The organism is Geomonas subterranea, from assembly GCF_019063845.1.
Lineage (GTDB): Bacteria > Desulfobacterota > Desulfuromonadia > Geobacterales > Geobacteraceae > Geomonas > Geomonas subterranea.
The window spans coordinates 559596-584027 of sequence record NZ_CP077683.1 but is presented as its reverse complement, the minus strand read 5'-3'; the positions used below and the strand labels follow the sequence as shown (position 1 = coordinate 584027).

18 protein-coding genes and 1 tRNA gene are annotated in these 24432 nt (G+C 62.5%); 4 read left to right on the top strand and 15 right to left on the bottom strand.

The genetic code is table 11. From position 1 onward, the window contains the following. Window positions 1–128: 128 nt before the first annotated feature. The 7 genes from KP001_RS02555 to KP001_RS02525 all read right to left on the bottom strand — a co-directional run bounded on the left by KP001_RS02555 (window position 129) and on the right by KP001_RS02525 (window position 11369). Window positions 129–2291: a putative bifunctional diguanylate cyclase/phosphodiesterase gene (locus tag KP001_RS02555; protein ID WP_217288029.1), complete on the bottom strand. Its 2163-nt coding sequence runs from the start codon at window positions 2289–2291 to the stop codon at window positions 129–131. After that, window positions 2285–4732, bottom strand: coding sequence for a response regulator (locus tag KP001_RS02550; RefSeq protein WP_217288028.1), 2448 nt, complete (start codon window positions 4730–4732; stop codon window positions 2285–2287). The genes KP001_RS02555 and KP001_RS02550 overlap by 7 nt, the downstream gene beginning before the upstream one ends. A gap of 117 nt (window positions 4733–4849) precedes the next feature. Further along, entirely contained in the window at window positions 4850–5536 is a 687-nt protein-coding gene (locus KP001_RS02545; protein WP_217288027.1) for a type 1 glutamine amidotransferase, read from the bottom strand. A 165-nt stretch (window positions 5537–5701) separates the two neighbouring features. Further along, window positions 5702–6658 carry a CapA family protein gene (locus tag KP001_RS02540; RefSeq protein WP_239027870.1) on the bottom strand — a complete coding sequence of 319 codons (957 nt, stop codon included), beginning with the start codon at window positions 6656–6658 and terminating at the stop codon, window positions 5702–5704. 496 nt (window positions 6659–7154) lie between these two features. Next, window positions 7155–9149: a (Fe-S)-binding protein gene (locus KP001_RS02535; protein WP_217288026.1), complete on the bottom strand. Its 1995-nt coding sequence runs from the start codon at window positions 9147–9149 to the stop codon at window positions 7155–7157. 55 nt (window positions 9150–9204) lie between these two features. Then, a complete protein-coding gene (locus KP001_RS02530) occupies window positions 9205–10533 on the bottom strand; it encodes an electron transfer flavoprotein subunit alpha (RefSeq protein ID WP_217288025.1) in 1329 nt (442 codons plus the stop codon). 23 nt (window positions 10534–10556) lie between these two features. Continuing rightward, window positions 10557–11369, bottom strand: coding sequence for an electron transfer flavoprotein subunit beta/FixA family protein (locus KP001_RS02525; RefSeq protein ID WP_217288024.1), 813 nt, complete (start codon window positions 11367–11369; stop codon window positions 10557–10559). Between the two features lie 239 nt (window positions 11370–11608). Here KP001_RS02525 and KP001_RS02520 point away from each other — a divergent pair, with 239 nt between their 5' ends. Then, window positions 11609–12463 carry an energy transducer TonB gene (locus tag KP001_RS02520; protein ID WP_217288023.1) on the top strand — a complete coding sequence of 285 codons (855 nt, stop codon included), beginning with the start codon at window positions 11609–11611 and terminating at the stop codon, window positions 12461–12463. A 34-nt stretch (window positions 12464–12497) separates the two neighbouring features. Here the strand turns inward: KP001_RS02520 and galU are convergent, their stop codons facing one another. The 7 genes from galU to KP001_RS02485 all read right to left on the bottom strand — a co-directional run bounded on the left by galU (window position 12498) and on the right by KP001_RS02485 (window position 16406). Then, the gene (gene galU, locus KP001_RS02515) at window positions 12498–13364 is read right to left on the bottom strand and encodes a UTP--glucose-1-phosphate uridylyltransferase GalU (RefSeq protein WP_217288022.1); all 867 of its coding nucleotides are present in this window, start codon (window positions 13362–13364) and stop codon (window positions 12498–12500) included. 151 nt (window positions 13365–13515) lie between these two features. Further along, window positions 13516–14361, bottom strand: a complete 846-nt coding sequence (folD, locus tag KP001_RS02510; protein ID WP_217288021.1) for a bifunctional methylenetetrahydrofolate dehydrogenase/methenyltetrahydrofolate cyclohydrolase FolD — start codon at window positions 14359–14361, stop codon at window positions 13516–13518. Window positions 14362–14535: 174 nt separating this feature from the next. Further along, window positions 14536–14775 (bottom strand): FmdB family zinc ribbon protein, encoded by a 240-nt coding sequence (locus tag KP001_RS02505; RefSeq protein ID WP_216798892.1) that lies wholly within the window; start codon window positions 14773–14775, stop codon window positions 14536–14538. Window positions 14776–14860: 85 nt separating this feature from the next. Next, on the bottom strand, window positions 14861–15319 hold the full coding sequence (locus KP001_RS02500) for a CBS domain-containing protein (RefSeq protein WP_217288020.1): 459 nt from the start codon (window positions 15317–15319) through the stop codon (window positions 14861–14863). Next, on the bottom strand, window positions 15316–15630 hold the full coding sequence (locus KP001_RS02495) for a DUF167 domain-containing protein (protein ID WP_217288019.1): 315 nt from the start codon (window positions 15628–15630) through the stop codon (window positions 15316–15318). Before KP001_RS02495 ends, KP001_RS02500 begins: the two co-directional genes overlap by 4 nt. Next, entirely contained in the window at window positions 15631–16077 is a 447-nt protein-coding gene (locus KP001_RS02490) for a DivIVA domain-containing protein (protein WP_217288018.1), read from the bottom strand. Then, window positions 16074–16406: a YggT family protein gene (locus KP001_RS02485; RefSeq protein WP_217288017.1), complete on the bottom strand. Its 333-nt coding sequence runs from the start codon at window positions 16404–16406 to the stop codon at window positions 16074–16076. Before KP001_RS02485 ends, KP001_RS02490 begins: the two co-directional genes overlap by 4 nt. 408 nt (window positions 16407–16814) lie before the next feature. Here KP001_RS02485 and KP001_RS02480 point away from each other — a divergent pair, with 408 nt between their 5' ends. The 3 genes from KP001_RS02480 (at window position 16815) to KP001_RS02470 (ending at window position 20561) form a co-directional block, all read left to right on the top strand. Further along, entirely contained in the window at window positions 16815–17741 is a 927-nt protein-coding gene (locus KP001_RS02480; RefSeq protein WP_217288016.1) for a substrate-binding domain-containing protein, read from the top strand. 7 nt (window positions 17742–17748) lie between these two features. Continuing rightward, window positions 17749–20409, top strand: coding sequence for a PAS domain-containing protein (locus KP001_RS02475; protein ID WP_217288015.1), 2661 nt, complete (start codon window positions 17749–17751; stop codon window positions 20407–20409). 54 nt (window positions 20410–20463) lie between these two features. Next, window positions 20464–20561 (top strand) — tRNA-Sec (locus KP001_RS02470). A gap of 621 nt (window positions 20562–21182) precedes the next feature. Here KP001_RS02470 and KP001_RS02465 read toward each other — a convergent pair. After that, window positions 21183–24404 carry a molybdopterin-dependent oxidoreductase gene (locus KP001_RS02465; RefSeq protein WP_217288014.1) on the bottom strand — a complete coding sequence of 1074 codons (3222 nt, stop codon included), beginning with the start codon at window positions 24402–24404 and terminating at the stop codon, window positions 21183–21185. Window positions 24405–24432: the final 28 nt, after the last annotated feature.

Genomic DNA, 24432 nt, shown 5'->3' with positions numbered 1-24432 from the left:
CTCGCAGCAGGGGTGATGAATTTTTAAGCAGGGAACGGGTAGCAGGGAGGCAGGCGGCAGCGATGAGGTGGTGGATACGGCGATGGCGGAATGAGGCGATGGCGGAATGAGGCGGTGGCGGGACGGGATCAGGTGGTGACGGGATCAGGCGTGGCGTGATCAGGGGCAGCGTGGTCGGCATGGTGGGAAAGGAACAGGCGGGGGTACTCCTCGGGGCGCATCGGCTTGCTGAAAAGATAGCCCTGGTACATGTCGCAACGGTTCCTGGTGAGAAATTCAAGCTGCGCCTGGGTCTCCACACCTTCCGCGATCACCTGCAGCTTCAGGGTGTGCGCCATCTCTATGGTGGCGAGGGTGATGGCCGCGTCATCGGGATCGCTGGTGATGTCGTTGATGAAGGTCCGGTCAATCTTCAGCACGTCGAGCGGGAAGCGTTTCAGATAGGAAAGGGAAGAAAAACCGGTGCCGAAATCGTCGATGGCCAGGCGCACCCCCATCCCCTTGAGCGCCTCGAGAGTCTTGACGGTCCGCTCGGTGTGCGCCATAAGCACCCCTTCGGTGAGTTCCAGCTCCAGCAGCCCCGGCTCCAGACCGCTTCGCTCGAGCACCGCGGTTACCGTGTCCAGCAGCTCGTTCTTCAGAAACTGCTGGCCGGAGATGTTGACGGCGATGGTGACCGGCGGCAGCCCCTGGTCGATCCAGAGCTTGTGCTGACGGCACGCCTCCCGCATCACCCATTGGTCGATCTGGATCACCAGCCCGATCTCCTCGGCCAGGGGAAGGAACCGTCCCGGCTCGACCACGCCAAGCTCCTTACTGTTCCAGCGCACCAGCGCCTCTATCCCCACCACCTCCCCGGTCCGGCAGCTGACCTGGGGCTGGTAGTACACCTCGAATTCCTCATCCTTGAGCGCCTTGTGCAACTGGCTCTCCAGAATGATCCGTTCCAGCGCCTTCGCGTTCATCGATTCGTCATAGATCTGGTAGCCGTTTCTCCCCTGCTCCTTGGCCTGATACATGGCGCCGTCCGCGTTTCTGATCAGGTCGCTGGCCGTGGTCGCATCGAAGGGGTAGAGGCTGATGCCGATGCTGGTGGAGACGAAGACCTCCTGCCCCTCCAGCGAATAGGGAACCGACACCGCGTCCAGGATGCGCCGGGCCACCTTGGCCACGTCCTGAAAGTGCTCGATGTCCGAGAGCATGATGGTGAACTCGTCCCCGCCAAGGCGCGACACCAGCGACGGTGGGCAGTCGTCCTCGGCGCGCGCCAGGCAGTCGCTTCTGCGAACGCAGCGCAGCAGGCGGTCGGCCACGTCCTGCAGCAGCCGGTCCCCCACGCCGTGCCCCAGGGTGTCGTTGACCAGTTTGAAGCGGTCCAGGTCGAGGAACAGCACGGCCAGCATCCGGTCGTTACGGTTGGCGAACACGAGCGCCTGCTCCAGCTGCTGCTGGAAGAAACGGCGGTTGGGGAGCCCGGTCAGGGCGTCGTAGTAGGCAAGGAGGCGGATCTGCTCCTCGGCCCGCTTGCGCTCGGTGATGTCCTGGATGGTGCCGGTCAGGCAGACGGCCTCCCCCTCCTCGTCCAGCACGGTCACCAGCTCGGCGTGCAGGGTCCGCTCCCCCCCGTCCAGGGTGATGCGGTAATCGAAGCTCAAGGGGGCGCGTTTGGCGATGGCGTCGTCTATGGAGCCCTGCACGAAGGCGCGATCCTGGTGGTGCACCGGGTCGAGGATGGGGTTGCCGTCGCGGTGGCTGGGGTCGATGCAGCAGATGCTGTACACCTCTTCCGAGCAGCGGATCTCGCCGGTGGTGAGGTCCCATTCCCAGGAGCCTATGTGGGCGAGGCTCTGGGCGTGGGCGAGCCCCGCCCGGCTCTCCCTGAGCTGCTCCAATGCGCTGCTGGCCCGCAGCATGTAGCTCACCCGGTACCCCAGGATGTGCCAGTTGATGGGCTTGGTGATGAAGTCGGTGGCGCCGACATCGTAGGCGCAGTCGATGGATTCCAGGTCGTCCAGCCCCGTCATCATCAACACGGGGGTGTCGCGCCCCCCTTCGGTGCGCCGGATGGCGCTGCAGACGGTGAACCCGTCCACCCCCGGCAGCATCACATCCAGGAGCACGAGGTCGGGAGCATGGGCGACGAAATCATCGAGTGCCTGCTCGCCGGTCTCCGCGTCGCGCACCGAGAACCCGGAATTTTCCAGGGTCTCCCGGGCCAGCATCCGCACGGCCTGGTCGTCGTCCACCACCATGACCAGCGGCGTCACGCGCTTGCTCTTCCTGGTCAGCATAGCGGCCCTCCCCTCAACGCGTCGCGCACCAGCCGGTACTCCTCCTCGACCTGGTGCAACAACGGCAAGGCTCCTTCCGTGGAGCCGGCACGGCCGAGACTCTCAAGTTCCATGCAGACCCCGGCCAGACGCAGTGCGCCGAGGTTTGCGCTGCTGGACTTGAAGCTGTGCGCCGCCGCCTTGAGCTTCTCGGCGTCCCCTCCCGACTCGGCCTCGCGCATGGTCTGCAGAAGAGCTGGCGTGCTGGACAGGTACAGCTCCACCACCTTGCGCAGGATCTCCACACCACGGTTCCCTGGGAGCGTGCGAATCATCTCCAGTGCGCCGCTCATCTTGTCGTGGGAGATCACCTCCAACGGCTTCGGGGAACCCCCTTCCCCCTCGGCGAGAACCGTCACCGCCCCCTGCAGCTGCCGGTCCATCGCCTTGGCGATCTCGTCGCAGGTGAAGGGCTTGGAAAGGTAGTCATCCGCCCCCGCCTCCAGACACGCCACACGGTCTCCCGGCATGGCGTAGGCGGTGAGCGCAATGATGGGGACACGGTTGTCGCTCCCCTGCTCCCAGGCCCTGATCCGCCGGGTCGCCTCGAGGCCGTCCAGCACCGGCATCTGGCAGTCCATGAAGACGATGTCGTAGCTGCTGCGCTGCACCTCACTCACTGCAGCGGCGCCGTCCTCCACCACCTTGACCCGGCATCCCAGGCTCTCCAGCATCCCCCTTCCCACCTCCTGGTTCACCACGTTGTCTTCCACGAGGAGCACCTGGCGCGGCCGCGGAGGAGGCCCGCCGCAGCACCCGGTGGCCAGCCGTTCCTCGTCGTCCATCCCCAGAGCCGCCACCAGAGCATGATAGAGCCCCTCCTGCCCAAGCTGGCACCTGGGGAACGAGGTCGCATCGGTTTCGGTCAGCCTGGGGTCGCCCGACTCCTCTTCACGCTCCGTGAGCAGCATGATGCGCACCGAGCGTCCGGCCGGCGCGGTGCGGATGGTGGCGGCCAGTTCAATCCCGTCCGTGCCGGCCAGGTGGTGGTCCAGCAGCGCGAGGTCGAAGGGAGCGGTCACTATGCGGCAAAAGGCCTCTGGTGCGTCACCCACGCATTCCAGATCCACTCCCCACGAAGAGAGCTCCCCCTCGATCCCGCCCCGGGTCCGCTCGTCGTCGGTGGCCAGCAGCACCCTCTTTCCGCGCAGGGCCGTACAGCAGCGCTCAGGGCGTGGGAGTTCCTCGTGCGGTTGCAGCACTGCCGTGAAGCTGAAGCGGGAACCGCGACCCGGCTCGCTCTCCAGTTCCAGGGCTCCCCCCATCAGTTCGGTGAGCTGCCGGGCGATGGCCAGCCCGAGCCCGGTGCCGCCGTACTTTCGGGTCATGGACTCGTCACCCTGGGTGAACTGGTTGAAGATGCGCTGCTGCGCGTCGGGGGCGATACCGATGCCGGTGTCCTCGACGCTGAACCGCACCAGGGCCGGGGGGGCGGCAACCGTCAACGAGAGGCGCACCGACCCCTTCATGGTGAATTTCACTGCGTTGCCCAAAAGGTTCACCACTACCTGGCGCAGCCTCCCCGGGTCTCCCAGGAACATGCGCGGCAGCCCCGGCTCCAGTTCCAGGGTGAGCTCCAGCCCTTTTCTGGCCGCGTCCTCGGCGCAGATGGCGATCGCGTCGGAGGCCAACTGGTGCAGGTCGAAGGGGATCTGTTCCAGCTCCATGTGTCCGGCCTCGATCTTGGAGAAATCAAGGATGTTGTTGATGATGGAAAGGAGCGCCTCGCCGGAGCGCCGCACCGTGTCCACGTAACGGGCCTGCTCCTTGGTCAGGTCGGTCCCCAGCAGGAGCTCGGTCATGCCGAGGACGCCGTACATAGGGGTCCTGATCTCGTGGCTCATCTGCGCCAGGAAGTCGGACTTGGCGCGGTTTGCGGACTGCGCGCTCTGCATCGCTTCCCGCACGCTCTCGAGGCTCGCCTCGAGCTGCCGGTTCACCTCCGACAATTCAAGGGTCCGTTCCGCCACCTCCAGTTCCAGCTCCTCGGAGTGCAGGGCGAGCCGCTCGTCCCGGACCGATATCTCGGCGAGCATGTTGTTGAAGCAGGCGAACAGGACGGCAAGTTCGTCCTCGCCGGTACGTTCCACCCTGACGCGGTAGTCCTGGCTTCTGGAGACGATCTCCATTTTCCTGCTCAGGTCCCGGATAGGTTCCGAGATGGTCCAATCGATACGCTGGGAGAGGAGCGCGGCGAGCCCCATCACTCCGAGCAGAGACAGGGTGAGCTGCAAAGAGGTGAAAAGGAGCAGCCGCGACTGTCCGGCTGCGGGAGGCAAGGCGAGGGAGTGGTAGCAGACGAAACTGAGGGTGAGACAGAGAAGCAGCAGCGTGTCACAGCCGAGGAGAAGTTTGACCAGTCTGGACTTGAGGGAGCTTTTTCCCGGCCACGAAAGCTTCACGGCACCTCCTTCGTCGCATTCCGGAGGGGGAATTGACCGGCGGCGCCCCCGGTGGGGGCGCGGTCTCGTGATGCCCGGAAGGCAAACGTTAGAACTTTACAATATAAGGTTGGGATTTCAAGAAAGACGGGCTGTCGCGGCGAGGGAGATGAAGTTGGCCAGGATGGCGTGGGAGGCGGCGTTGAATTCGGCTTCAGCGGCGATGAAGCCGGAGAGATAGTCGGCCCGCGGGGTGAACAGGCCGTCCCATTGGTCGACGATGGGGCGGTCCACCTCGGGGTGGAACTGGACCCCGTAGACGCATCCCGGGAGCCTGAAGGCCTGGGCCGGACAGGCGGCGGAACTGGCGAGGAGCGTGCCTCCGGGTGGGACGGTGAAGCTGTCGTTATGGAGCTGGAAGGTGACGAAGGGGGTGGGCACCCCGGCGAAGAGCGGGTCGCCGCTCCCCGTGGCGTTCAGGTCGACCCCGCAGATCCCCATTTCACGATGAGGAGAAGGGGAGCTCACCACCCCGCCGGCCGCGTGGGAGAGGAGCTGCCCCCCCAGGCAGATGCCCAGAAGGGGAGTCCCGGCCTTCAGGGCGGCATCGATGAAATCCAGAACGCGTACGAGGTGCGGGTGCCCGGCCGTGTCATGCACCCCCATCTCCCCGCCGAGCACCACGATGCCGGTGAGGCTCTCCGGGTCGGGAAAAGGCTCCGCCGCAAAGGCCGCCAGGGACCGGTAGGGGTGCCCGGAGCTATCCAGCAGAGGCAGCAATCCGCCGGCAGGGCAGAGCGGGTCGTTTTGCACGATCAGGAACATGGCATCTCCTCGATGTTATGCAAGGCGGCCGTCCTCCCCCTCTCCGTCCTGGCGAGGGTGCCCGCAGGGCGGGTGAGGCGACGCCACGAAAGACAGGACGATCTGCAGCCCCCTCACCCTCCCCTCTCCCGGGGGGAGAGGGACGATGATGATCTGCTGAAAACTTTACGGCCGCACCGGTTGTTTTACCCCGATCCGTCCCCCGTCACCGAAGACCAGCGGCGAGTCAGGGAAGTCCTCGGCCGAAAGTCTGCGCATCAGGCGCAGGGCGCGGCGCTTGGGGTCGGGCTGGGGACCCGTGTAACGGAACTGCCGGAACGAATCGATGTTCCCTCCGATGAAGGAGCCGTCTGCGGCAAGCTCCACGGTCAGAAGCGGGGCCAGTCCGCTCTCGCCTACGACGCTCACGCCGCCGTAGGTGGCGAAGTTCCCGAGGCTGTAGGCGATGAGTCTCCCCCGGTACAACTCAAGGGCGCGCGGCACGTGCGGCCCGTGGGCGAGCACCAGGTCGGCGCCCCGCGCGATGGCGTCATGTGCGAAGCGCACCAGGTCTCCGCGCGATTCCTCCAGGAAACGCTCCTCGCCGGGGGCCACGTGCAGCGCCCCCCTCCCCTCGGCACCGGCATGGATGGAGAGGATCACCACGTCGTACTCGCTCGCCGCCCGTTCGATCTCCTGCAGGGGCTGTGCCGGAAAGACGATGGAGCGCGGCGGCGGGCCGTAGGCGAGCGCGATCACGGCGACGCGGACCCCGTGCAGGTCGAAGCGGGCGATCTCCCCTTTCTTGCTGGAGAACTGCACCCCGGCCCCGGAGAGCGCCTTCCGGGTCGATTCAAGCCCTGCCCCGCCGAAGTCGCGGGCGTGGTTGTTGGCCAGGGAAAGGATAGAGAAACCGGCTTCCTTGAGGTTCTTCGCGTAGGAAGGCGGCGTGCGGAACAGGTAACGTCGCCCGGCAAGCGGCTCTTTTGCCGGGGTTTCCTCGCTGCAAAGCGGCCCCTCCAGGTTCCCCAGGGCGATGTCGGCGCGGCGCAGGTAGGGGGCGACCGCGGCGAAGAGATCCCGGCCGTCGCGTGGTGGCAGCTTGGGGGTCGGGAAGTCGCTTCCCATCATGATGTCGCCCACGGCGGCTACGGTGACGGTGCGCGCCCCCTGGGCGTTTAACGGTAGGATGAGTAAAAAAAAGAGGAGCGCGCCCCGGAAGGGGAAGAGGTTCGCGGCGATGCGGGTGAAATGGGACAGGGGAAGATCCTTTCCTTGCTTACAAAGAGTGCAGTGCCTCCGCCCACGGCCCAATTCCTAGGCTTTCGTCGGCCGCTGCGGGATTCTGTCCATCCTCCCTCTCCCCTCGGGAGGGGGTTACGGTGAGGGCGTCAGGATAGGGCGAATGATTATTCGCCCCTACAAATATGATGTTCGCCCCCTCTCCCCCCGGGAGGGGGTTACGGTGAGGGCGTCTGGATAGGGCGAATGATAATTCACCCCTACAGGTATGGTGTTCGCCCCCTCTCCCCCCGGGAGAGGGTTGGGGTGAGGGCGTCGCAACGAAGGCCCCCCCCAGCCGCCGCCCTCACCCGGCCTATGGCCACCCTCTCCCAGAGGGAGAGGGGAATCTACCGGTCTACGCGTTCTTTCTCAAAAGCCCCTCGGCGAGCACCTCGACCACGTCCTTCACCCGGACCTGGCCGGCCCCCTTGTCCTTCAAGCCATCCTCGACCATGGTCATGCAGTACGGGCAGGCGACGCATATGGTGTCCGGCTTCTGGGCCAGGAGTTCGTCCACGCGGGCGTGGTTCACCCTCTCGCCGGTGAACTCCTCCATCCACATGCGGCCGCCGCCGGCGCCGCAGCAAAACGAGTTCCTGCCGTGGCGTTCGGCCTCTACCGCAGTGCTGCCGGTCGATGCCTGGACCAGGGCGCGCGGGGCATCGAAGATGTCGTTGTGGCGCCCGAGGTAGCACGGGTCATGGTAGGCGATACGGCCGAAACTGTCGTCCTTCTTGTCAAGGGCGATGCGCCCCCCGGCGATCAACTCCGCGATCAGTTCGCTCTGGTGTACCACCTCGAGTTCGAGACCGTACTGGCGATAATCGTTCTTCAAGGTGGTGAGACAGTGCGGGCAGAGGGTGATCACCTTGGTGACGCCGCGCTCGCGGAAGGTTTCCACATTCTCCAGGGCCATCTTCTCGAAGAGGTACTCGTTGCCGAGCCTCCTCAGCGAATCGCCGCAGCACTTCTCGTCCTTGCCGAGAATGCCCCACGACACCCCGGCCGCGTTCAAGACGGTGGCGAGCGCAACGGTAACCTGCTTGGCGCGGGAGTCGAAGGAACCGGCGCACCCAACGTAGAGGAGGTACTCGGTCTCGCCGGCGACGAACGGCTTGACTGGAAGGGTGGATACCCACTTCGCGCGCTCGCCTGGGGCGATGCCCCAGGGGTTGGAGCGCTGCTCCATGTTCTCGAACAGGTTCAAGAGTTCCTCGGGGAACCTCGACTCTGTCTCCACCAGGTGGCGCCGCATCTTGATGATCTTGGGCATCTGCTCGATCAGCACCGGACAGGCCTCCATGCAGGCGCCGCAGGTGGTGCAGGACCAGATGGCTTCCTCGGTGTTGGTCCCTTCCCCTTCGTCCCCGATCAAGGGGAGCGTACCGCTTCTCCCCTCCCTGAGCGCGTGACTGTTCTCCAGGAGATTGGTCTTGATGGCGTGCACGATCTGGCGCGGGTTCAACGGCTTGCCGGTGGTGGTGGCCGGACAGGCGGCCTGGCAACGGCCGCACTCGGTGCAGGAGAAGGAGTCGAAGAGGTCCTTCCAGGTGAAACGCTCCACCGTCCCCACCCCGTAGACCGCCCCCTTCTCGAACTTCTCGCGCGGCTGGGTTGCCGGCCAGGTGAGGGCCCCCAGGTAGCAGTTGGGGATGGCGGTGAGGATGTGCATATGCTTCGAGTGCGGCAGGAAGCAGATGAAGGCGAAGAGGACGAAGGCGTGCAGCCACCAGGATATGACCTGCACCTTGGGGAGCAGGGACGCGTGCGGCGCGAGCCAGGAGGCGACCAGGGCCGACACCGGCATGGCCGAAGGATCGTTCTCCAGACTTAGGGCGATCAGCGAGCCGTGCAGGCCGAAGTAGGCCAGCATCAAAAGCGCGATGAAGGAGAGGATCAGGAACGCCTCGGGGCTTTTCCCCTTGACGTAGAGGCTGTCCAGGTAGGGGGGCTTCACCACCAGGCGCCTTATGAAGGAGAAGGAGATGGCGACCAGGGTGAGCAGCGACACCACGTCGAAGGCGAAGAGCAGCACCCGGTGCACCCCTTCCGGCAGCAGGGCGAGGCTCACCGACGGGAAGACCCCGTTGACCAGGAACTCGCCGTTCGCGAGCGCCAGGATCATGAAGGACCAGAAGATCACGAAGTGGTTCAGGCCGAAAGGCTTTCTCAGCACGCGCAACTGGCCGAAGGCGTACAGGAACATCTCGGAGAGACGGCGTGCCGGCTGGTCCAGCCTCTCTTCCGGCTGGCCGAAACAGACCAGCGAGAAGCGGCGGTACACGCTCCAGCAGAAGAAGAGGAGCGATGCGACCAGGAGCATCGTGAAGATAGCGGTTTGCGGCATCATAGGGGTACCTCGTTATGGAGTGCGGCGCTGCCGCGCAACTGGATCTGTGTGTTGATCACGCCTTGGAGCGGGCGGCCTTGAGCGCCCTGAGCTTGCTGGTCAGCGCCGGGATGATCTTGAACAGGTCGCCGACGAGGCCGTAGCTCGCCACCTCGAAGATGGGCGCCTCGGGATCGCGGTTGATGGCGATCACCACGTCGGAGTCCTGCATGCCGACCAGGTGCTGAATGGCGCCGGAAATGCCGCAGGCGATGTACACCTTGGGGCGCACCGTCTTCCCGGTCTGCCCCACCTGGCGGTCCGGAGGCATCCACCCGGCGTCGACGGCGCTCCTCGACGCGCCCACCACCCCGCCCAGTACCTCGGCCAGGTCCTCGAGCATGGAGAAGTTCTCCTTGGCCATCATGCCGCGCCCCCCCGAGATGATGAACTCGGCGCCGGCGATGTCGACCTTGGAGCCGCCGCCGTCCATCAGGATGTCCAGCACCTTGACCAGGACCTGGTCCTCGGCCACCGGCACCGTCTCCCGGACGATCTCGCCTTTGGCCTGCGGGTCGAACTCCGGCATGGGCATCACGTGCGGGCGCACCGTGGACATCTGGGGACGGAACTTGTCACAGACGATGGTGGCCATGATGTTGCCGCCGAACGCGGGGCGGGTCTGCATCAGGTTCCCCTTGTCATCGATGGAGAGCCCGGTGCAGTCCGCGGTGAGCCCGGTGGCCATCACGGTCGCGACCACGCCGGCCAGGTCGCGCCCGAGACCGGTGGCGCCCATAAGGATCACCTCCGGCTTGTACTTCTCGACCAGGGCGCACAGGCTCTTCTGGTACGCCTCGGTGCGGTAGTGGCGCAATACCGGCGCGTCCATGAGGTAGACCTTCTCGGCGCCGTAGCCGAAGGCCTGGTCGCAGAGCTTCTCCACCCCCTCCCCCATCACCACGGCGCACAGCGGAGCCTTCCTCGCCTGCGCCAGCTCCTTTCCTTTCCCCAGCAGTTCCCACGAGACCTTGGCGGCCTCGCCCTCGGTCTGCTCCACGAAGACCCACACGCCGGAATAGGCGGCGAGCTTCTTCCTGAGCGCGGCCTCCTCGGCGTCTTCCTCGGTGGGCTCCACGCCGCCGGAGGCTGCGGCCAGTTCCTGCAGGATGCGCAGCTCCTCCGGGGTGAAGGCCATCTCCAGCGCCTGCACCGGGCAGACCTTGACGCACTTTACGCAGCCGATACAGCGCGAGGCGTCGACGATCGGCTCACCCGCGTCGTTCATCTGGATGGCGTCGACCGGGCAGGCGCTCTGGCAGCGGGCCCCGCAGGCGATGCACTTGTTTTCCAAAAGCCTTGCCTTGCCGCGCGGTTTCTTGGGCGGTTTCACAACATCGGTCATTGCATTTCCTTTGGTAATTTGGATTAGAGAGCCAGGAGGTCCTTCTCCAGCATCTTGTCGATCAGCAGCTGCGCCGCCCCTTCCGGATCGTGCACGCCGTCCCCCAGCATCTCACCCTTGGCCCGCTCGGGGGAGAAGATGCGGCTCACCCAGGTGGGGGAGCCCTTGAGGCCGATGCCGTTCACGTCGAGCTGCAGCACCTTGTTGTCCCAGACCTCGACCTGGGCGTCCGCCGACTCGAGACGCATGGCGACGGTCGGGTAGCGCGGGCGGTTCAACTCGCGCACCACGGTGAGGAGCACCGGCAGCGGCGCCTCCACGTGCTCGTGGCGCCCTTCCAGCTTACGGCTCACCCGGATCTTCTTGCCGGTGAGGTCGAGTTCGTCGACCCGGTCCACCAGGGTGAGCTGGGAGAAGTTAAGACGGGTGGCGATGCCGGGCCCCACCTGCGCCGTGTCGCCGTCGATGGTCTGCTTGCCGCAGATCACCACCCCAACCTCCTCTTCCCGGGCGAGCTTCTCGATCGCCGCGGCGAGCACCTTGCTGGTGGCAAGGGTATCGGCGCCGCCGAAGGTCCGGTCGGAGAGGAGGACGGCACGGTCCACCCCCTGGGCCAGCGCCTTTCTAAGCGTCGCCTCGGCGTTGGGGGGACCCATGGAGATGGCCGCCACGCGGCAGCCGAAGCGGTCCTTGAAGCGCAGCGCCTCCTCGACGGCATGGGTGTCGTAGGGGTTTACGATGAAGGGGACGCCCTCGCGGATCAGGGTGTTGGTGACGGGATCGATCTGTACCTGCGTTGTGTCGGGGACTTGCTTAACACATACCACTACGAGCATGGCGACCTCGGATGTTTTGATGCCTTCAAGTTACTAGGAGATGTGGGGAAAAAAGTTGACCTAGGTCAAGGAGCGGATGTTTACGAAAGGGTCTAGGGGAGTTAGCAGCGACAAGCCGCCTGGCGTCCCCCCAAACCCCTTGCTTTTTGCCGGACGATCTTCTACCATTCGCGAGCGTACCGGCGAACAATCCGCCTGGGCGAAGACCACTACACACCCGGCACAGCGGGTGGAGATACATGTCCGACAGATATATCGAAAAAAACTTCCTCTACCTGCTGGCGCTGTCACTACTGGTCCATGTAGCGGTATATCTAGTTATCATGATTATCCCCCCGGGACAACCCAAAACGGCACCTGAGCCCACCATGGTGGACCTCACCGACCTGCCGGACCTGACGCCTCAGCCCCAGCCCAAGCCCCTGGAAAAAGAGGAGCCCAGGCCCGAGATCAAGCGGTACTCGGAAAAGCGGCAGCGTGTTGTCAAGGAGATGGCGCCGAAGGGGCGGGACGAGGTGGACCGGATGCTGCCGAATACGAGACCGCTGCCGCAGTCGAGCCGCCCGGTGCCGGCGCCGAGACAGCCGGTCTCTCCCCAGACGCCCCCCCCATCCCAGGAGCCGGCGCTCCCGGGGCAGGGGATCTTCAAGCCCAAGACGGCCCCGCTTCCCGACCGCGCCAAGCTCTTTCCCAGCGCGACCAGGATGGCGCGTCTGGAGGAAAGCTACCGGGAGAAGTACCGCAGCGAGGTTGAGGAGGGGGACACCCGCTTCCTCAACACCGACGACATCCTCTTCGGTTCCTTCCTGCGCCGCCTGGAGACGGCGATCTACGGCGTCTGGCACTACCCTCAGGCGGCGCTTCTGCGCGGCATCGAGGGGACCACGCCGGTCCGCATCACCTTCAACCGCAAGGGCGAGATAGTCCGGGTCGACATGCTGGACAGCTCGGGGAGCAAGATCCTCGACGACGAGGTGCTGCGCACCCTGAACGCCCTGGGGCCGATCGGCTCCTTCCCCAAGGGGTACAGCGGAGAAAACTTCAAGCTTATCGCCTTCTTCCACTACGGCAGCGGCAGCGGCCGTCTCCGCTGACAGCCAAGCCGCCGCCTGAAGAAAACGGTTGGAACTAGCAGCCCAGCCGCTGCCTCAAAAACGCCTCGAAATCCCCGTTGAACTCATCGCGCTTGAGCGCCATATCCACCGTCGCCTTCAAAAAGCCCAGTTTGTCGCCGCAGTCGTGGCGCACGCCGTCGAAGCGGCAGCCGTAGATCGGCTCCTGGCGCGAGAGCGTCTTGATGGCATCCGTCAGCTGGATCTCCCCCCCCTTGCCCGGCTCCTGATTCTCAAGGATCGGGAAGATGCCGGGAGTAAGGATGTAGCGGCCGATGATGGCCAGGTCCGAGGGAGCCTCCGCGACCGGCGGTTTCTCCACCAGGTCCAGCACCTCGAAAGCGCGCTTGGCCAGGTGATTCGCCTTGACGCAGCCATAGGAGGAAATGCTCTCGATGGGGACCTGCTCCAGGGCGAGCACCGGGGAACGGTAGGTCTCGTAGGTCTCCAGGAGCTGGCCGAGGCAGGGCTCCTTGGCGTCGATGATGTCGTCGCCCAGAAGCACCGCGAAAGGCTCGTCACCGACGAAGTCCTTGGCGCAGAGGATGGCGTGGCCAAGGCCCAACGCCTCCTTCTGCCTCACGAAGAAGATGTTGGCCATCTCCGCGATCTCGCGCACCTGCTGCAGCTCATGGTCCTTCCCCTTCTCGTAGAGGAGCGTCTCGAGCTCGAAGGAGATGTCGAAGTGATCCTCGATCGCCCTCTTGCCGCGCCCGGTGACGAAGAGGATCTGCTCGATCCCCGAGGCGACCGCCTCCTCCACCACGTACTGCACCAGCGGCTTGTCGATGAGCGGCAGCATCTCCTTGGGAGTGGACTTCGTGGCCGGCAGGAACCTGGTGCCCAGGCCCGCAACCGGAAAGACCGCCTTCTTAACGCGCATAGCGATTCTCCTTGATCACAATTGAATACCTGCTGGTTGCCTCCCCTCTCCCCCCGGGAGAGGGTGGCCGAAGGCCGGGTGAGGGCGCTGACAGCGGGAGGTGGGGGTGGGGCAAGGCGCCCCCCCCCTGAACGCTGCGGGACCGGGAACCCTACAGCCCCCTTTTTGCCGACTCCAGCGTGTTCTGCAACAGCATGGTGATGGTCATGGGACCGACGCCCCCCGGCACCGGGGTGATGGCAGAGGCGCGCTCGCTGGCGGCCGCGTACTCCACGTCACCCACCAGCTTCTTCTCGCCCACGCGGTTCACGCCGACGTCGATGACCACAGCCCCCTCCTTGATCCAGGAGCCCTTGATCATCTCGGGCACCCCCACCGCCGCGATGACCACGTCGGCCTGTCCCACCTTGCCGGCCAGGTCGCGGGTCTTCGAGTGGCACAGGGTCACCGTGGCGTTTTGCTGCAGACACATGAACGCGACCGGTTTGCCCACGATGTTGGAGCGGCCGACCACGACCACTTCCTTGCCGGAAAGCTCGACCCCCGCCTCCTTGAGCATCACCATGACGCCGTAGGGGGTGCAGGGCTGGAAGAGCGGCTTGCCGATCACCAGGCGCCCGACGTTGTAGGGGTGGAAGCCGTCGGCGTCCTTATCCGGCGAGATCGCCTCGAGGACGCGCTCGGTGTTGATCTGCTTGGGGAGCGGCAGCTGCACCAGGATGCCGTGGATCTTGGGGTCCGCGTTCAGCTTCCCGATCAGGGCCAGAAGCTCGTCTTCAGTCGTCTCGACCGGCAGCTTGTACTCGTCGGAGAAGATCCCCACATCTGCGCATGCCTTCTCCTTCATGGAGACGTAGACCTTGCTGGCCGGGTCCTCCCCCACCAGTACCACGGCGAGACCGGGGACGACCCCCCGCTCCTTGAGCCGAGCCGCCTCTGCGCTGATTTCTGCGCGGATCTTCGCCGCGATGGCCTTCCCGTCGATGATTTTCGCCATTAACGTGCACCCCTCTTTTCACTGGAATATGCAGGCGCGGTGCGGGCGCGCAGCCCCCACCGGCGTCAGGTTTTAAGCTGTCGATAATAAGTAAAGAGAGGTTTTTTGTAAAGGATTTTGCCGGAAAACCGGGACAAAAAAAGCCCCCGCGAACGGGGGGCTGGTGGGTTTCGATCAGGAGGCCGAGGGGCAGCCGGCGCAGCTACCGCCGGAGGGGCATGAAGGTGCCGCCTTGGAGCTGCCGTAACCGTCTCCGTACCACCCTCCACCTTTCAGCGAAAAGCCGGACTGGGAGATCAGCTTCTCGACCGGGCCGCCGCACTGGGGGCACTCGGAAGCGGGCGCGTCGGAGAACTTCTGACGCAACTCAAAGGTATTATTGCAGCTTTTGCATTGATACTCGTAAAGTGGCATTTTTCTACTACCTCCTAATAAACTGTGGCACCGGCGAAAAGACGGCTAAGCGCAGGATTAATATAAGGACCCGCCACCATCTTTGTCAAGGGGCAAGCTGGAGGCTCTGGGAAATGGCGAAGAGCAGGCGCGAGCGGTAGATGATGCCGACCACCTTCTTGCCGTCAACGACCGGCACCCTCTGGAAGCGGTGGGTGAGGAAGAGACGGGCCACGTCGCTCACGCTGGCGTCCTGGGTTACCGAGATGGGCTGGTGCTCCATGATGGCGGAGATGGGAAGATCCTTGATGCGGTCGCACAGGGAGCCGAAGAAGCCGGGGTCGGATTTGCCCTCCGGCGCGCCGTCCATGATGGCCGTGATGATGCTGAGCGGCGTCAGGATCCCCGCCAGCCCTCCTCTTTCGTTGACCACGATCAGGCCCGGCGCAGCGTTTAGAAAACTTTCGTCGCCGAAGTTGCTCTTCATGATCCGGACCGCCTCTGCCACCGTGGTCTTGGTGGTGATGGACGGCACGTCCGTTACCATAATGTCTTTCGCCTTCATGGATGCTCCTTGTTTATTTTGAATAGGGGGAGAAGCTCATCCCGCTCCACCCCCTCCACCCTCACTACCTTGTGCCGGGACTTGGCCCCGGACTTGATGCTCACCTTGGACTTGGCGACGCCGAGGCTTTTGGCGATCAGTTCCACGCACTGCTTGTTGGCCGCGTCGTCCACCGGCGGCGAGGTGAGCCTGACCCGCAGCTCCCCCTCCTTCGGACCGCAGATCTCGCTGCGCGAGGCGCGCGGCTGCACGTGCACCGTGAAGAGGAGCCCCTCCGGCGTCTGCGTTACCCGTACATCCTCTTCGCTCATTTATTTATCCAGGGCGAGCAACTTGTAGTAGGTGTCCAGGAGGTTCTTGAAGCCGCTTTCGAACTGGAGCTTGTCCCGCTTGAGATCCTGGATCTGGTTGTTAAGCTGCACCAGCTTGTTCTCGGCGTCCGCGACGATGCGCTCCCCTTTCAACTCCGCCTCCGAGATCATGAGGTGCGCCTCTTTCTGGGCGTTGGCCTTCATCTCCTCGGTGATGCGCTGCGCCGCCAGCATGGTCTCGCGCAGCTGCGCCTCACGGGCCTCCATCTCGGCCATGGCGGTGGCGTTACGGTTCAGGCGCTCCTTCAGGTCGTTGTTCTCCCTGATGAGTTCCTCCATCTCGCCGGCAACCATCTGCAGGAAGGCATCCACATCCTCGGGATCGAGCCCTCCGAGCATCTTGCCCTTGAACTGCTGTTGCTGGATGTCCATCGGGGTTATTTTCACAGGGCGCCCCCTCCTTTGAGCTGGTTGCTGAAGATCATCAGATAGGTGTAGGCGGTGTCGAAGACGATGATCTGCACCAGGTAGATGAGGGCGAAGAGGACCAGCGGCGAGAGATCGAGCATCCCGGTGTTGGGCATGTAGCGGCGGATGCGCCGAAGCGGCGGTTCGGTGACGCGGTAGATGAAGCTGACGATGGGATTGTAGGGATCGGCATTGATCCAGGAGATGATGACGCTGGCGATGAGGATGTACTTGTAGATCGTCAGCAGACCACTGGCCAACTCGACTATCTTCGCAAGGGCCAAGAGGATGTTGGCAAGCAGGATCATTTATCCCCCTCAGAGGTTGGTGTTAAGCAAGCCATGCTATACAGAAAACACGATGGTTTGTCAAGCTTGCCGGGGCAGGAGAGGAGGCGACAACTACCTGCAAAGACTAGATTATTTAGAACGGGCCAACAAAAGATTTCCCATCATCCTCCCCTCCCCGCCCCGTCCCACGGGAGACCCGTTCCTTTTTCGAATCCCCCCCTTCAAGGACTCCTGATTGAGAGACGATCCAGGAGAGGCTAAGGTTTGCTGTCACTGACACCGAGAGAACGGATAAGTGTGCAAAAACTGTCACTATGCCTTATGAAACACTGTATATGGGCTTCAGTTATTTCAATAAACACCCGAAAGAAATGGTAACAGAAAGACAACCTGTAGCTGTCGTTCCCATTACAGGAGAAACCAGTCATGCTGATCCACCGGGTAATAGCGTCCGTGATAGCCCTCCTTGTGCTGGTAGCTCCGGGATGCAACAGGGAGGAATCGAAAAAAATCGACCTCAGCAAAAGGGCAGCTTTGGACAGCGAACCCGGAGAGAATACAGGCGCGATACGGATCGCTGTCGGCGGAATGATCACGCCAAGGGAGGGGCTGACCTACTACCGGGAGTTTCTCGACTTTATCGGCAGCGAACTCGGCAGACCGGTCGAGTACGTGGATGCGCCAAGCTACGAAGAGACCAACGAGATGCTTGAAAACCGGAGCATCGACGCGGCCATCGTCTGCAGCGGCCCCTATGTCGATGGTCACAGCAAGTTCGGCCTGGAACTTCTGGCCGCCCCGAAAGCCTACGGTGCCGCGAATTATTACTCCTACATCATCGTACCGAAGGACAGCCCGGCCAGGACGCTGAACGACCTGAAGGGAAAGTCGTTCGCATTCACAGATCCGCTTTCCAATACCGGCAAACTGGTGCCTGAGTACCTCCTGGCCAAGCAGGGACAGAGTTCCGGCACCTTCTTCAGCAAGACCGTCTATTCGGGCTCCCATGACAAATCCATACAGGCCGTGGCCGGCACGCTGGTGGACGGTGCCGCGGTGGACAGTCTCATATGGGAATACCTCAACAAGACCAAACCCGAGCTGACGGCGCGGACGCGTATCATTTTCAAGTCAGAGCCGTACGCCACTCCGCCCTTCGTGGTCCATCCGGCACTCGACCCCGCCGTGAAGGAAAGGCTCCGCACCATCCTGCTGACCGCCCATACCACCCCCAGAGGGAAGATGATTCTGGAGAAGATGATGACTGATCGCTATGTGCCGGTTGAGGACCGGGCCTACGACTCCGTGCGCGCCATGAAGAAGTGGATAGCCGGCCGGCAAAAGCAGCGGTGACCGACGCATGGGAAACTTCGCACTCAACCTGAGATCGAAGATCCTGGTCGTGTTCCTGGCCATATCCCTGGCCACCATGGCCGGCATGGTTCTCATCGCCCTCCTTTTCGTCAAGCCGCGCCTGGAATCCAAGCTTGAGAAGCGCGGCGAGTCGATAGTCCACGCCATCTCATCCCAATGCACCGACCTGATCCTGTCCAGGAACTACTTTCAGCTGGACCTGTTTTTACGCGACTACACCGAATCGGAAAAGGACGTCGCCTACATCTACCTGACGACGAAGAGCGGCGAGGTCATCGCCCACTCGTTCGGCCGGGAATTCCCCGTTGCCCTGAAGGAGTTGGGGCGGCAAAGCGGCAAGGATGAAAGCCGGATCAGAAGGTTCGACACCACCGAAGGGGAAATCATCCAGATATCGGCACCGGTCGCCCGTGGACAGCTGGGCAGGCTGCATGTGGGGATGTCGGTCGCCCCCATACGTAAGGACATAAACGAGATCATCATGTCCTTCATCAGCTTCGCCGTGCTGTTTTTCATCTCCTCGTTGCTGCTGATACTGTTCCTCGACAGGTGGATCGTCAGCCCCATATTCCAGATCAGGTCCGCTTCGCTGAAGGTCAAGGCCGGGGACATCGACACCAGGGTGGCGGTGCGTTCCAGGGATGAGATCGGCAGCCTCGCCGAGGATTTCAACAGCATGCTGGACGCCATCAGGGAGTCCAGGGCCTCGCTGGTGCAGGAAACACAACTTTTGGTGGAAAGCGAAAACAGGTTCAGGAAAATCATCCAGCAAAGCCCCATTTCCATGTCCATAGTCTCCGCGGACGGCACCATAGTGTATATAAACGATTACGCGGTACAGACCATGGGGTACGAACCGCGGGACATACCCCACATGAGCGACTGGTGGGTCCAGGCGTATCCGGATCCGGTTTACCGCGAGCAGGTAATCCGGCAGTGGACGCACCTGGTTCAAAAGGCGGCCGAGGGTAGCGGGTACATCGAGCGCCGGGAATACCAGGTGACCTGCAAGGATGGCACGCTAAAGACCTTCCTGATTTTCGGGCTGCTGATCGACAACGAGGTCTTCGTGGTGTTTGAGGACATCACATCGCTCAAGCAGGTCGAAAAAGAATTGAGGACGTCAAAAGAGCACCTGGATGCCACCATGAACGCCCTGCCCGATCTCATGTTCAGAATCGATGCAGAAGGCCGCTTCCACGAAGTCCGCTACTCCAGTACCGACGGTCTCTACCTCCCCCCGGAGCAGTTCCTGGGCAAGAGGCTGGTCGAGGTGCTGCCGCAGGAACAGGCACAGATCATCATGGCCGCCCTTGGCGAGGCCGTCGCCACCGGGAGGCATCGTGGAGCGACCTATTCCCTCCCCCTGCCCGGGGGAGAGCGGTGGTACGAACTCTCGCTTGCGGCGATGGGGAAACCAGACGATCCGCAGACCCAGTTCATCGTGCTGGCCCGCGACATAACGGAGCGCAGGCTTGCCGAGCAGGACCGCCTGAGACTGGAGCAGCAACTCCTCCATGCCCAGAAACTTGAAAGCCTCGGTGTGCTTGCCGGCGGCATCGCCCACGACTTCAACAACCTGTTGACGGCCATCGTCGGCAACACCGATCTGGCGCTGATGCGTCTCAACCCGGAGTCACCGGTACGGGACAACCTGCAGCGCATCGAGCAGGCCGCTAGTCGCGCGGCCGATCTGGCCAAACAGATGCTGGCATATTCGGGCAAAGGGAGATTCGTCATAGAAACCATCGATCTGAACCGGCTGATCCGGGAAATGACCCACATGCTGGAGGTCTCCATCTCGAAGAAGGCCGTCCTGAAGTGCGACCTCGCCGACGCCCTGCCTGCGGTGGAGGCGGATGCCACCCAACTGCACCAGATCATCATGAACTTGATCATCAACGCCTCCGAAGCGATCGGCGGCGGGAGCGGAATCATATCGATAACGACCGGCAGCATGGAGTGCGACAGAAGCTACTTGAGCAGCATCTGGATGCACGAGCAGCTACCGGCAGGGCTCTACGTCTGGCTGGAGATAAGCGATACCGGTTGCGGCATGGATGCAGAAACGGTGGCCAAGATATTCGATCCCTTCTTCACCACCAAGTTCACCGGGCGGGGGCTCGGCATGGCAGCGGTGCTCGGCATCATCCGCGGCCACAAGGGAGCGATCTCGGTCAGCAGCGAACCGGGCCGAGGGACCGCCTTCAAAGTATTCCTCCCCGCGAGCAGCAAGCTGAACCAGCACCTCGACCAGCAACCACGAGACACAGAGGGGTGGCGAGGTAAAGGGACCGTGCTCCTGGTTGATGACGAACAAAGCGTTCTGGACATAGGCGGGGAAATGCTGAAGGAGTTAGGCTTCGAAGTGGTGACTGCCGTCGACGGCAATGAGGCGCTCGAGTTGTTCAAAGAGAACCCGGACCGCTTTTCCTTTATCATCCTCGATTTGACAATGCCACGCCTGGACGGCGAACAAACCTATCGGGAACTTATTCAGCAAAAACCCGACGTCAAGGTGATCATGTCCAGCGGCTATAACGAGCAAGAGATCAACCAGCGTCTGGGTGGCAAAGGGCTGGCCGGTTTCGTGCAGAAACCGTACAGTCTCTCCATGCTCAGAGAGTCGATCATGAATATGAAGTAATTTATATATTGACTTTGGCCTTGGAGATGTTTTACAAACAAGGCGGCAAACAGAGGAAGCACCACCGTCGCTGGTGGGCGGCCTGGTCTTCAAAACCAGAGAGGGGGGTGAGAAACTTCCCTGGTGGGTTCGATTCCCATGTGCTTCCGCCAAAATTATTCAATCGGCTTCAGCTGCATAAAGCACCAACCTGGCAGGATTAAGAACTTCACCATGAAGAGAGAGCGCGAACAGCGCTCTTTTTTTGTGCCGGGAGAACCCTCCCGAAGTACGACAAGATGAACCTCAGCACTCCTCCTCCCCCCTCAAATCCGCCTTAGACGAAACAACTCCCCCGTGTTGTGCATGATGAGTTTCTTCTCTTTCGCTTTAGCGGTTTTCATCGAGTAGCAACTGTTGGGACGGTTTTCATCGAATAAAACTTCGTGAATGGCACTGCGATGCGTTGGCAGGCTTGTTATAGGGGAAGAAGACACGCGACCCAGAGGCAATGAACTGCTGAAAGCGGTGGAGATGATCACCACTCCTTCTTTAAGCGGCTTTTCAATGCACCTTAAGTACCAACAAAGCCTCTGGATCGCGATCGAGGAGGATCAGGGCGTTGCTTATTGCCCGGCTCGGTAGCAGGTCCCCTCTCCACTCTACATGCTTTGACGGGGCGGCGCCGACTGCAGGATCGAGGCCTGGGGTAGCAGCAAAACGCAAATGAAGCGACAGAGGGGGCCACCGGCAGCGGCGGCCCCCTCCTCTTTTTCTAAAAACGATCAGAACAATCAGATTTTCACGAGCCGCACCTTGGTGTCGTAAAAGGACACGCTCCCCCCGACCTTGTCGATCATGCAGGTGTTTTTCAGGTGCGGATCCGTCCACATGGCGGCGTTGGCGTGGACGCCGGTGCGGCGGCGCGGGTCGCCCTTCACCAGTTTGCCGTCAATGAACATGTCGTCCCCGCCGGTGGCCCAGACGCCGTGCCCCAGGGTGAAGGTGATGATGCCGGGCCGGATGGTTTCGGTGACCTTGACCTTACCGACCATGGGCTTCTTGGCGCCGTTCTTCAGATCCCATACCCCTTCCGGGTTTGTGGCCGAGACCACCTTGACCTTTTCGCCGGTCTTCAGCCCCAGACGCTTGGCGTCCACCGTATTAACGATGATCTCGTTCTCGGGCATCATCTCGGTCAGGTACTGGTTCGATATGGTCCTGGACTTGGTCATCTTGATGTCACGCTGGGTGATCAGATGCAGATCGTACCCCTTGGACTGCTCCACCGGCTGCCTGTCCAGAGTATCGGCGACCGGTACGTACCGCGCCATGCCGTAGTAGTGCTTCCCGGTGAAGGCGTCCTTGCACTTGTAGGTCTTCTCCTGATACAGGTTGATCTGCTTGCCGTACTTGTTGGCGACGTGGTCTCCCTTGTAGGAGGCCTCCTGGGTGTCAAAGCGGCCGCCCCGGTTGAGCACAGTGACCACCTTGGGCCAGTCCGGACCGGCTATCCTCTTCCAGCGCTCCGCATCGAAGACGTCCTTGGGGAGGTGACGGCGCCCCTTCAGGAAGGTGTCGATCTCCTGGGCGGAGGCGTCGGCGACCGGCTCCTTGCCGTCCAGCGCCACGTTCGCCACCATGCGCACGTAGAAGTCATCGGGGCGGGTAAGCGGCATCCCCTTCCCGAAACCGTCCGGGCCGAAACCCGCGATGCCCAGCTTCTCGGCCAGCGCCATCCAGAGCGTTTCGTACGAAATGGGCTGCTCCTCGCCGAACACCTTGACCACTTCATTGGGTGGCGGGATCACCGGGTTGCGCACCGGCTGCACCTTGACCGGCATGTTGGGGTGCGACCCCTGCATCTCCCAGCGCTCCAGGTAGTGCAGGTCCGGGAAGATGTAGTCGGCATACATGGTGGTGGTGCCTACGATGATGTCGCTGGCGAAGTAGAGCGGGATACGCTCCAGGTTCACCAGCGCCTCGATCATGGTGTGCCCCGCTGGCAGCGAGTAGGTGGGCGCCCCCATGTAGGAGAAGAGCACCTTGATCGAGTACGGGTAGGCGTCAGCTATGGAGGGCAGGATCTCCTCGTAGACGTCCGAGGAAAGAGGCCACCAGTTGCGCTTGGCCGGATAGCTTTCCTTGCCGCTGAAAAGGGTCGACTCCTCGTACTTGGCGTCGTGCCGGATGACGGAGAGGCCGAAGGTCTTCTTTGCCTTGGGGGTGATTTTCTTGAAGTTGAAGGGCTGTTTTTCCGATTTGGTGCCGTCGGCATTATAGGTGGAGGCGACAATCATCCCCCCCCGCCAGTCGAAGTTGCCCACCAGCAGGTTCAGGTTCATAAGCGACGAGATGTTGTAGAAGCCGTTCGTGTGCTGCGCCGGACCGCGGTGCATGTCCACCGAGGCTTTCTTGCCGTAAGAGGTGAACTCCCTGGCCGTCTCCTCGATCACGCCAGCGTCGATGCCGCAGATAGTGGCATACTCGGCGATCGTCTTTTCCTGAGCCGCCTCAAGCATCACCTGCAGGCCGCTCTTCACTTTTACCGGCCCCTTCTCGCTCGGGATCTCGGCCGTCACGAACAGCTCGCCCTCGGCGGCCTCCTTGTCATCGTTGGGATCGAAGGCGACCGGCTTCCCGTTCTTCATGGTCACGAGATAGTCGAAATCAATGTCCTTGCCTTCACTGTCCTTCCTGACTTCCTTGGCCTTGAGGCCGATCTCGGAGGCGCGCAGGAAGGTGGAGGGCTTGCCGTCCTTGTCCAGCTTCACCAGCCAGGCACCGTTGGACCAGGTCGACTCCTTGTCGGCGGCGGCCGCCGCCTTGTTGCAGTTGGAGAGGTACTTCGCGTCGAAGCGCTTGTTCTCGAGGATCCAGCGGGTCATCCCCATGGCGAAGGCTGCGTCTGTGCCGGGAAGAACCGGTACCCAGCGGTTCGCCTTGCCGGCCAGCTTGGTGAAGCGCGGGTCAAGTACCGTGATCTTGGTCTTTCCCTCCACCAAGCGGCTCATCAGCCTGGGCGAGCGGTTGGGCGGTCCGTAGTTGCCGTCGAACAGGTTGGAACCCACGAACAGGACGTACTCGGCGTTCTCCAGGTCGGTCTGCCAGTAGAACTTCTGGCCGTCCTTGAAGTCACTGCCGTTGTACTGCTCGCTCATCGCCTTGCAGGCGAAGTAGAGGGAGCCCTGGCAGACGGTGGTATGGCCGTGCGTGTTGACCGTGCCGAACTGGTCGGTGAAGCGTTTGGCGAAGTCCGAGCGCCCCCCCTTCTTGCGCCCCCAGAAATAGACGAACTGGTTGTTCTTGGGGCCGAAGTCCGGGTGGTCCGGATCGATCAACTTGTCCAGGTTGGCAGCATGCTTGGTCTTAAACTCGGCCACGGTCAGCTTCTTCTTGCGCAGCGCCGCCACGTCCGCCGCCATCTCCTCGGCGACCTTGGCGTCCTTCAAGGCGTACAGTTCCTTGAGCCCGGTCACCCGGCGGTTTTCCTCACCCGGGACATTACCGAAGAGGACCCCACCGTTGACTATCTCATCCACGGCCTGATTAAACGGTACCGACACCCACTTTCCTTCGCCACGTTTTCCGGCGCGCTTCAGCACCTTGCGCACCCGGTACGGGTCATAGGCGCCCTGGTGCCCGGACTGCCCCTTCGGACAGATGGCCCCGTCTACCTTCGCCATCTTGCCCAACTCCGCGTTCATCGGGAAATGGGGGTGCAGGGTGAACGGGTTGTAGGGATTGCCATCGATCTTCACGGCGACGCCGTCCAGGATCTTCACCTTGATGCCGCAGCCTGTGTTGCAGTTGAGGCAGACGGTGTAAAGGGTATTCTCCGCCTTCATCAGTTCGTACGCCTCGGCGGGGGTCAGCTCTCCCGCCTCTACCCGGGCGATGATGCCGCGGGCGAAATCGAGCTGCGACGCAACCAGCGCGCCGCAACTGAGGACCGCGGTGTTCTTGAGAAAATCCCGGCGCGATAGCCCATCGGTTTTCTTTATATCTTCAGCCATTTCTGCCTCCGAAAATGATATTTTGTCG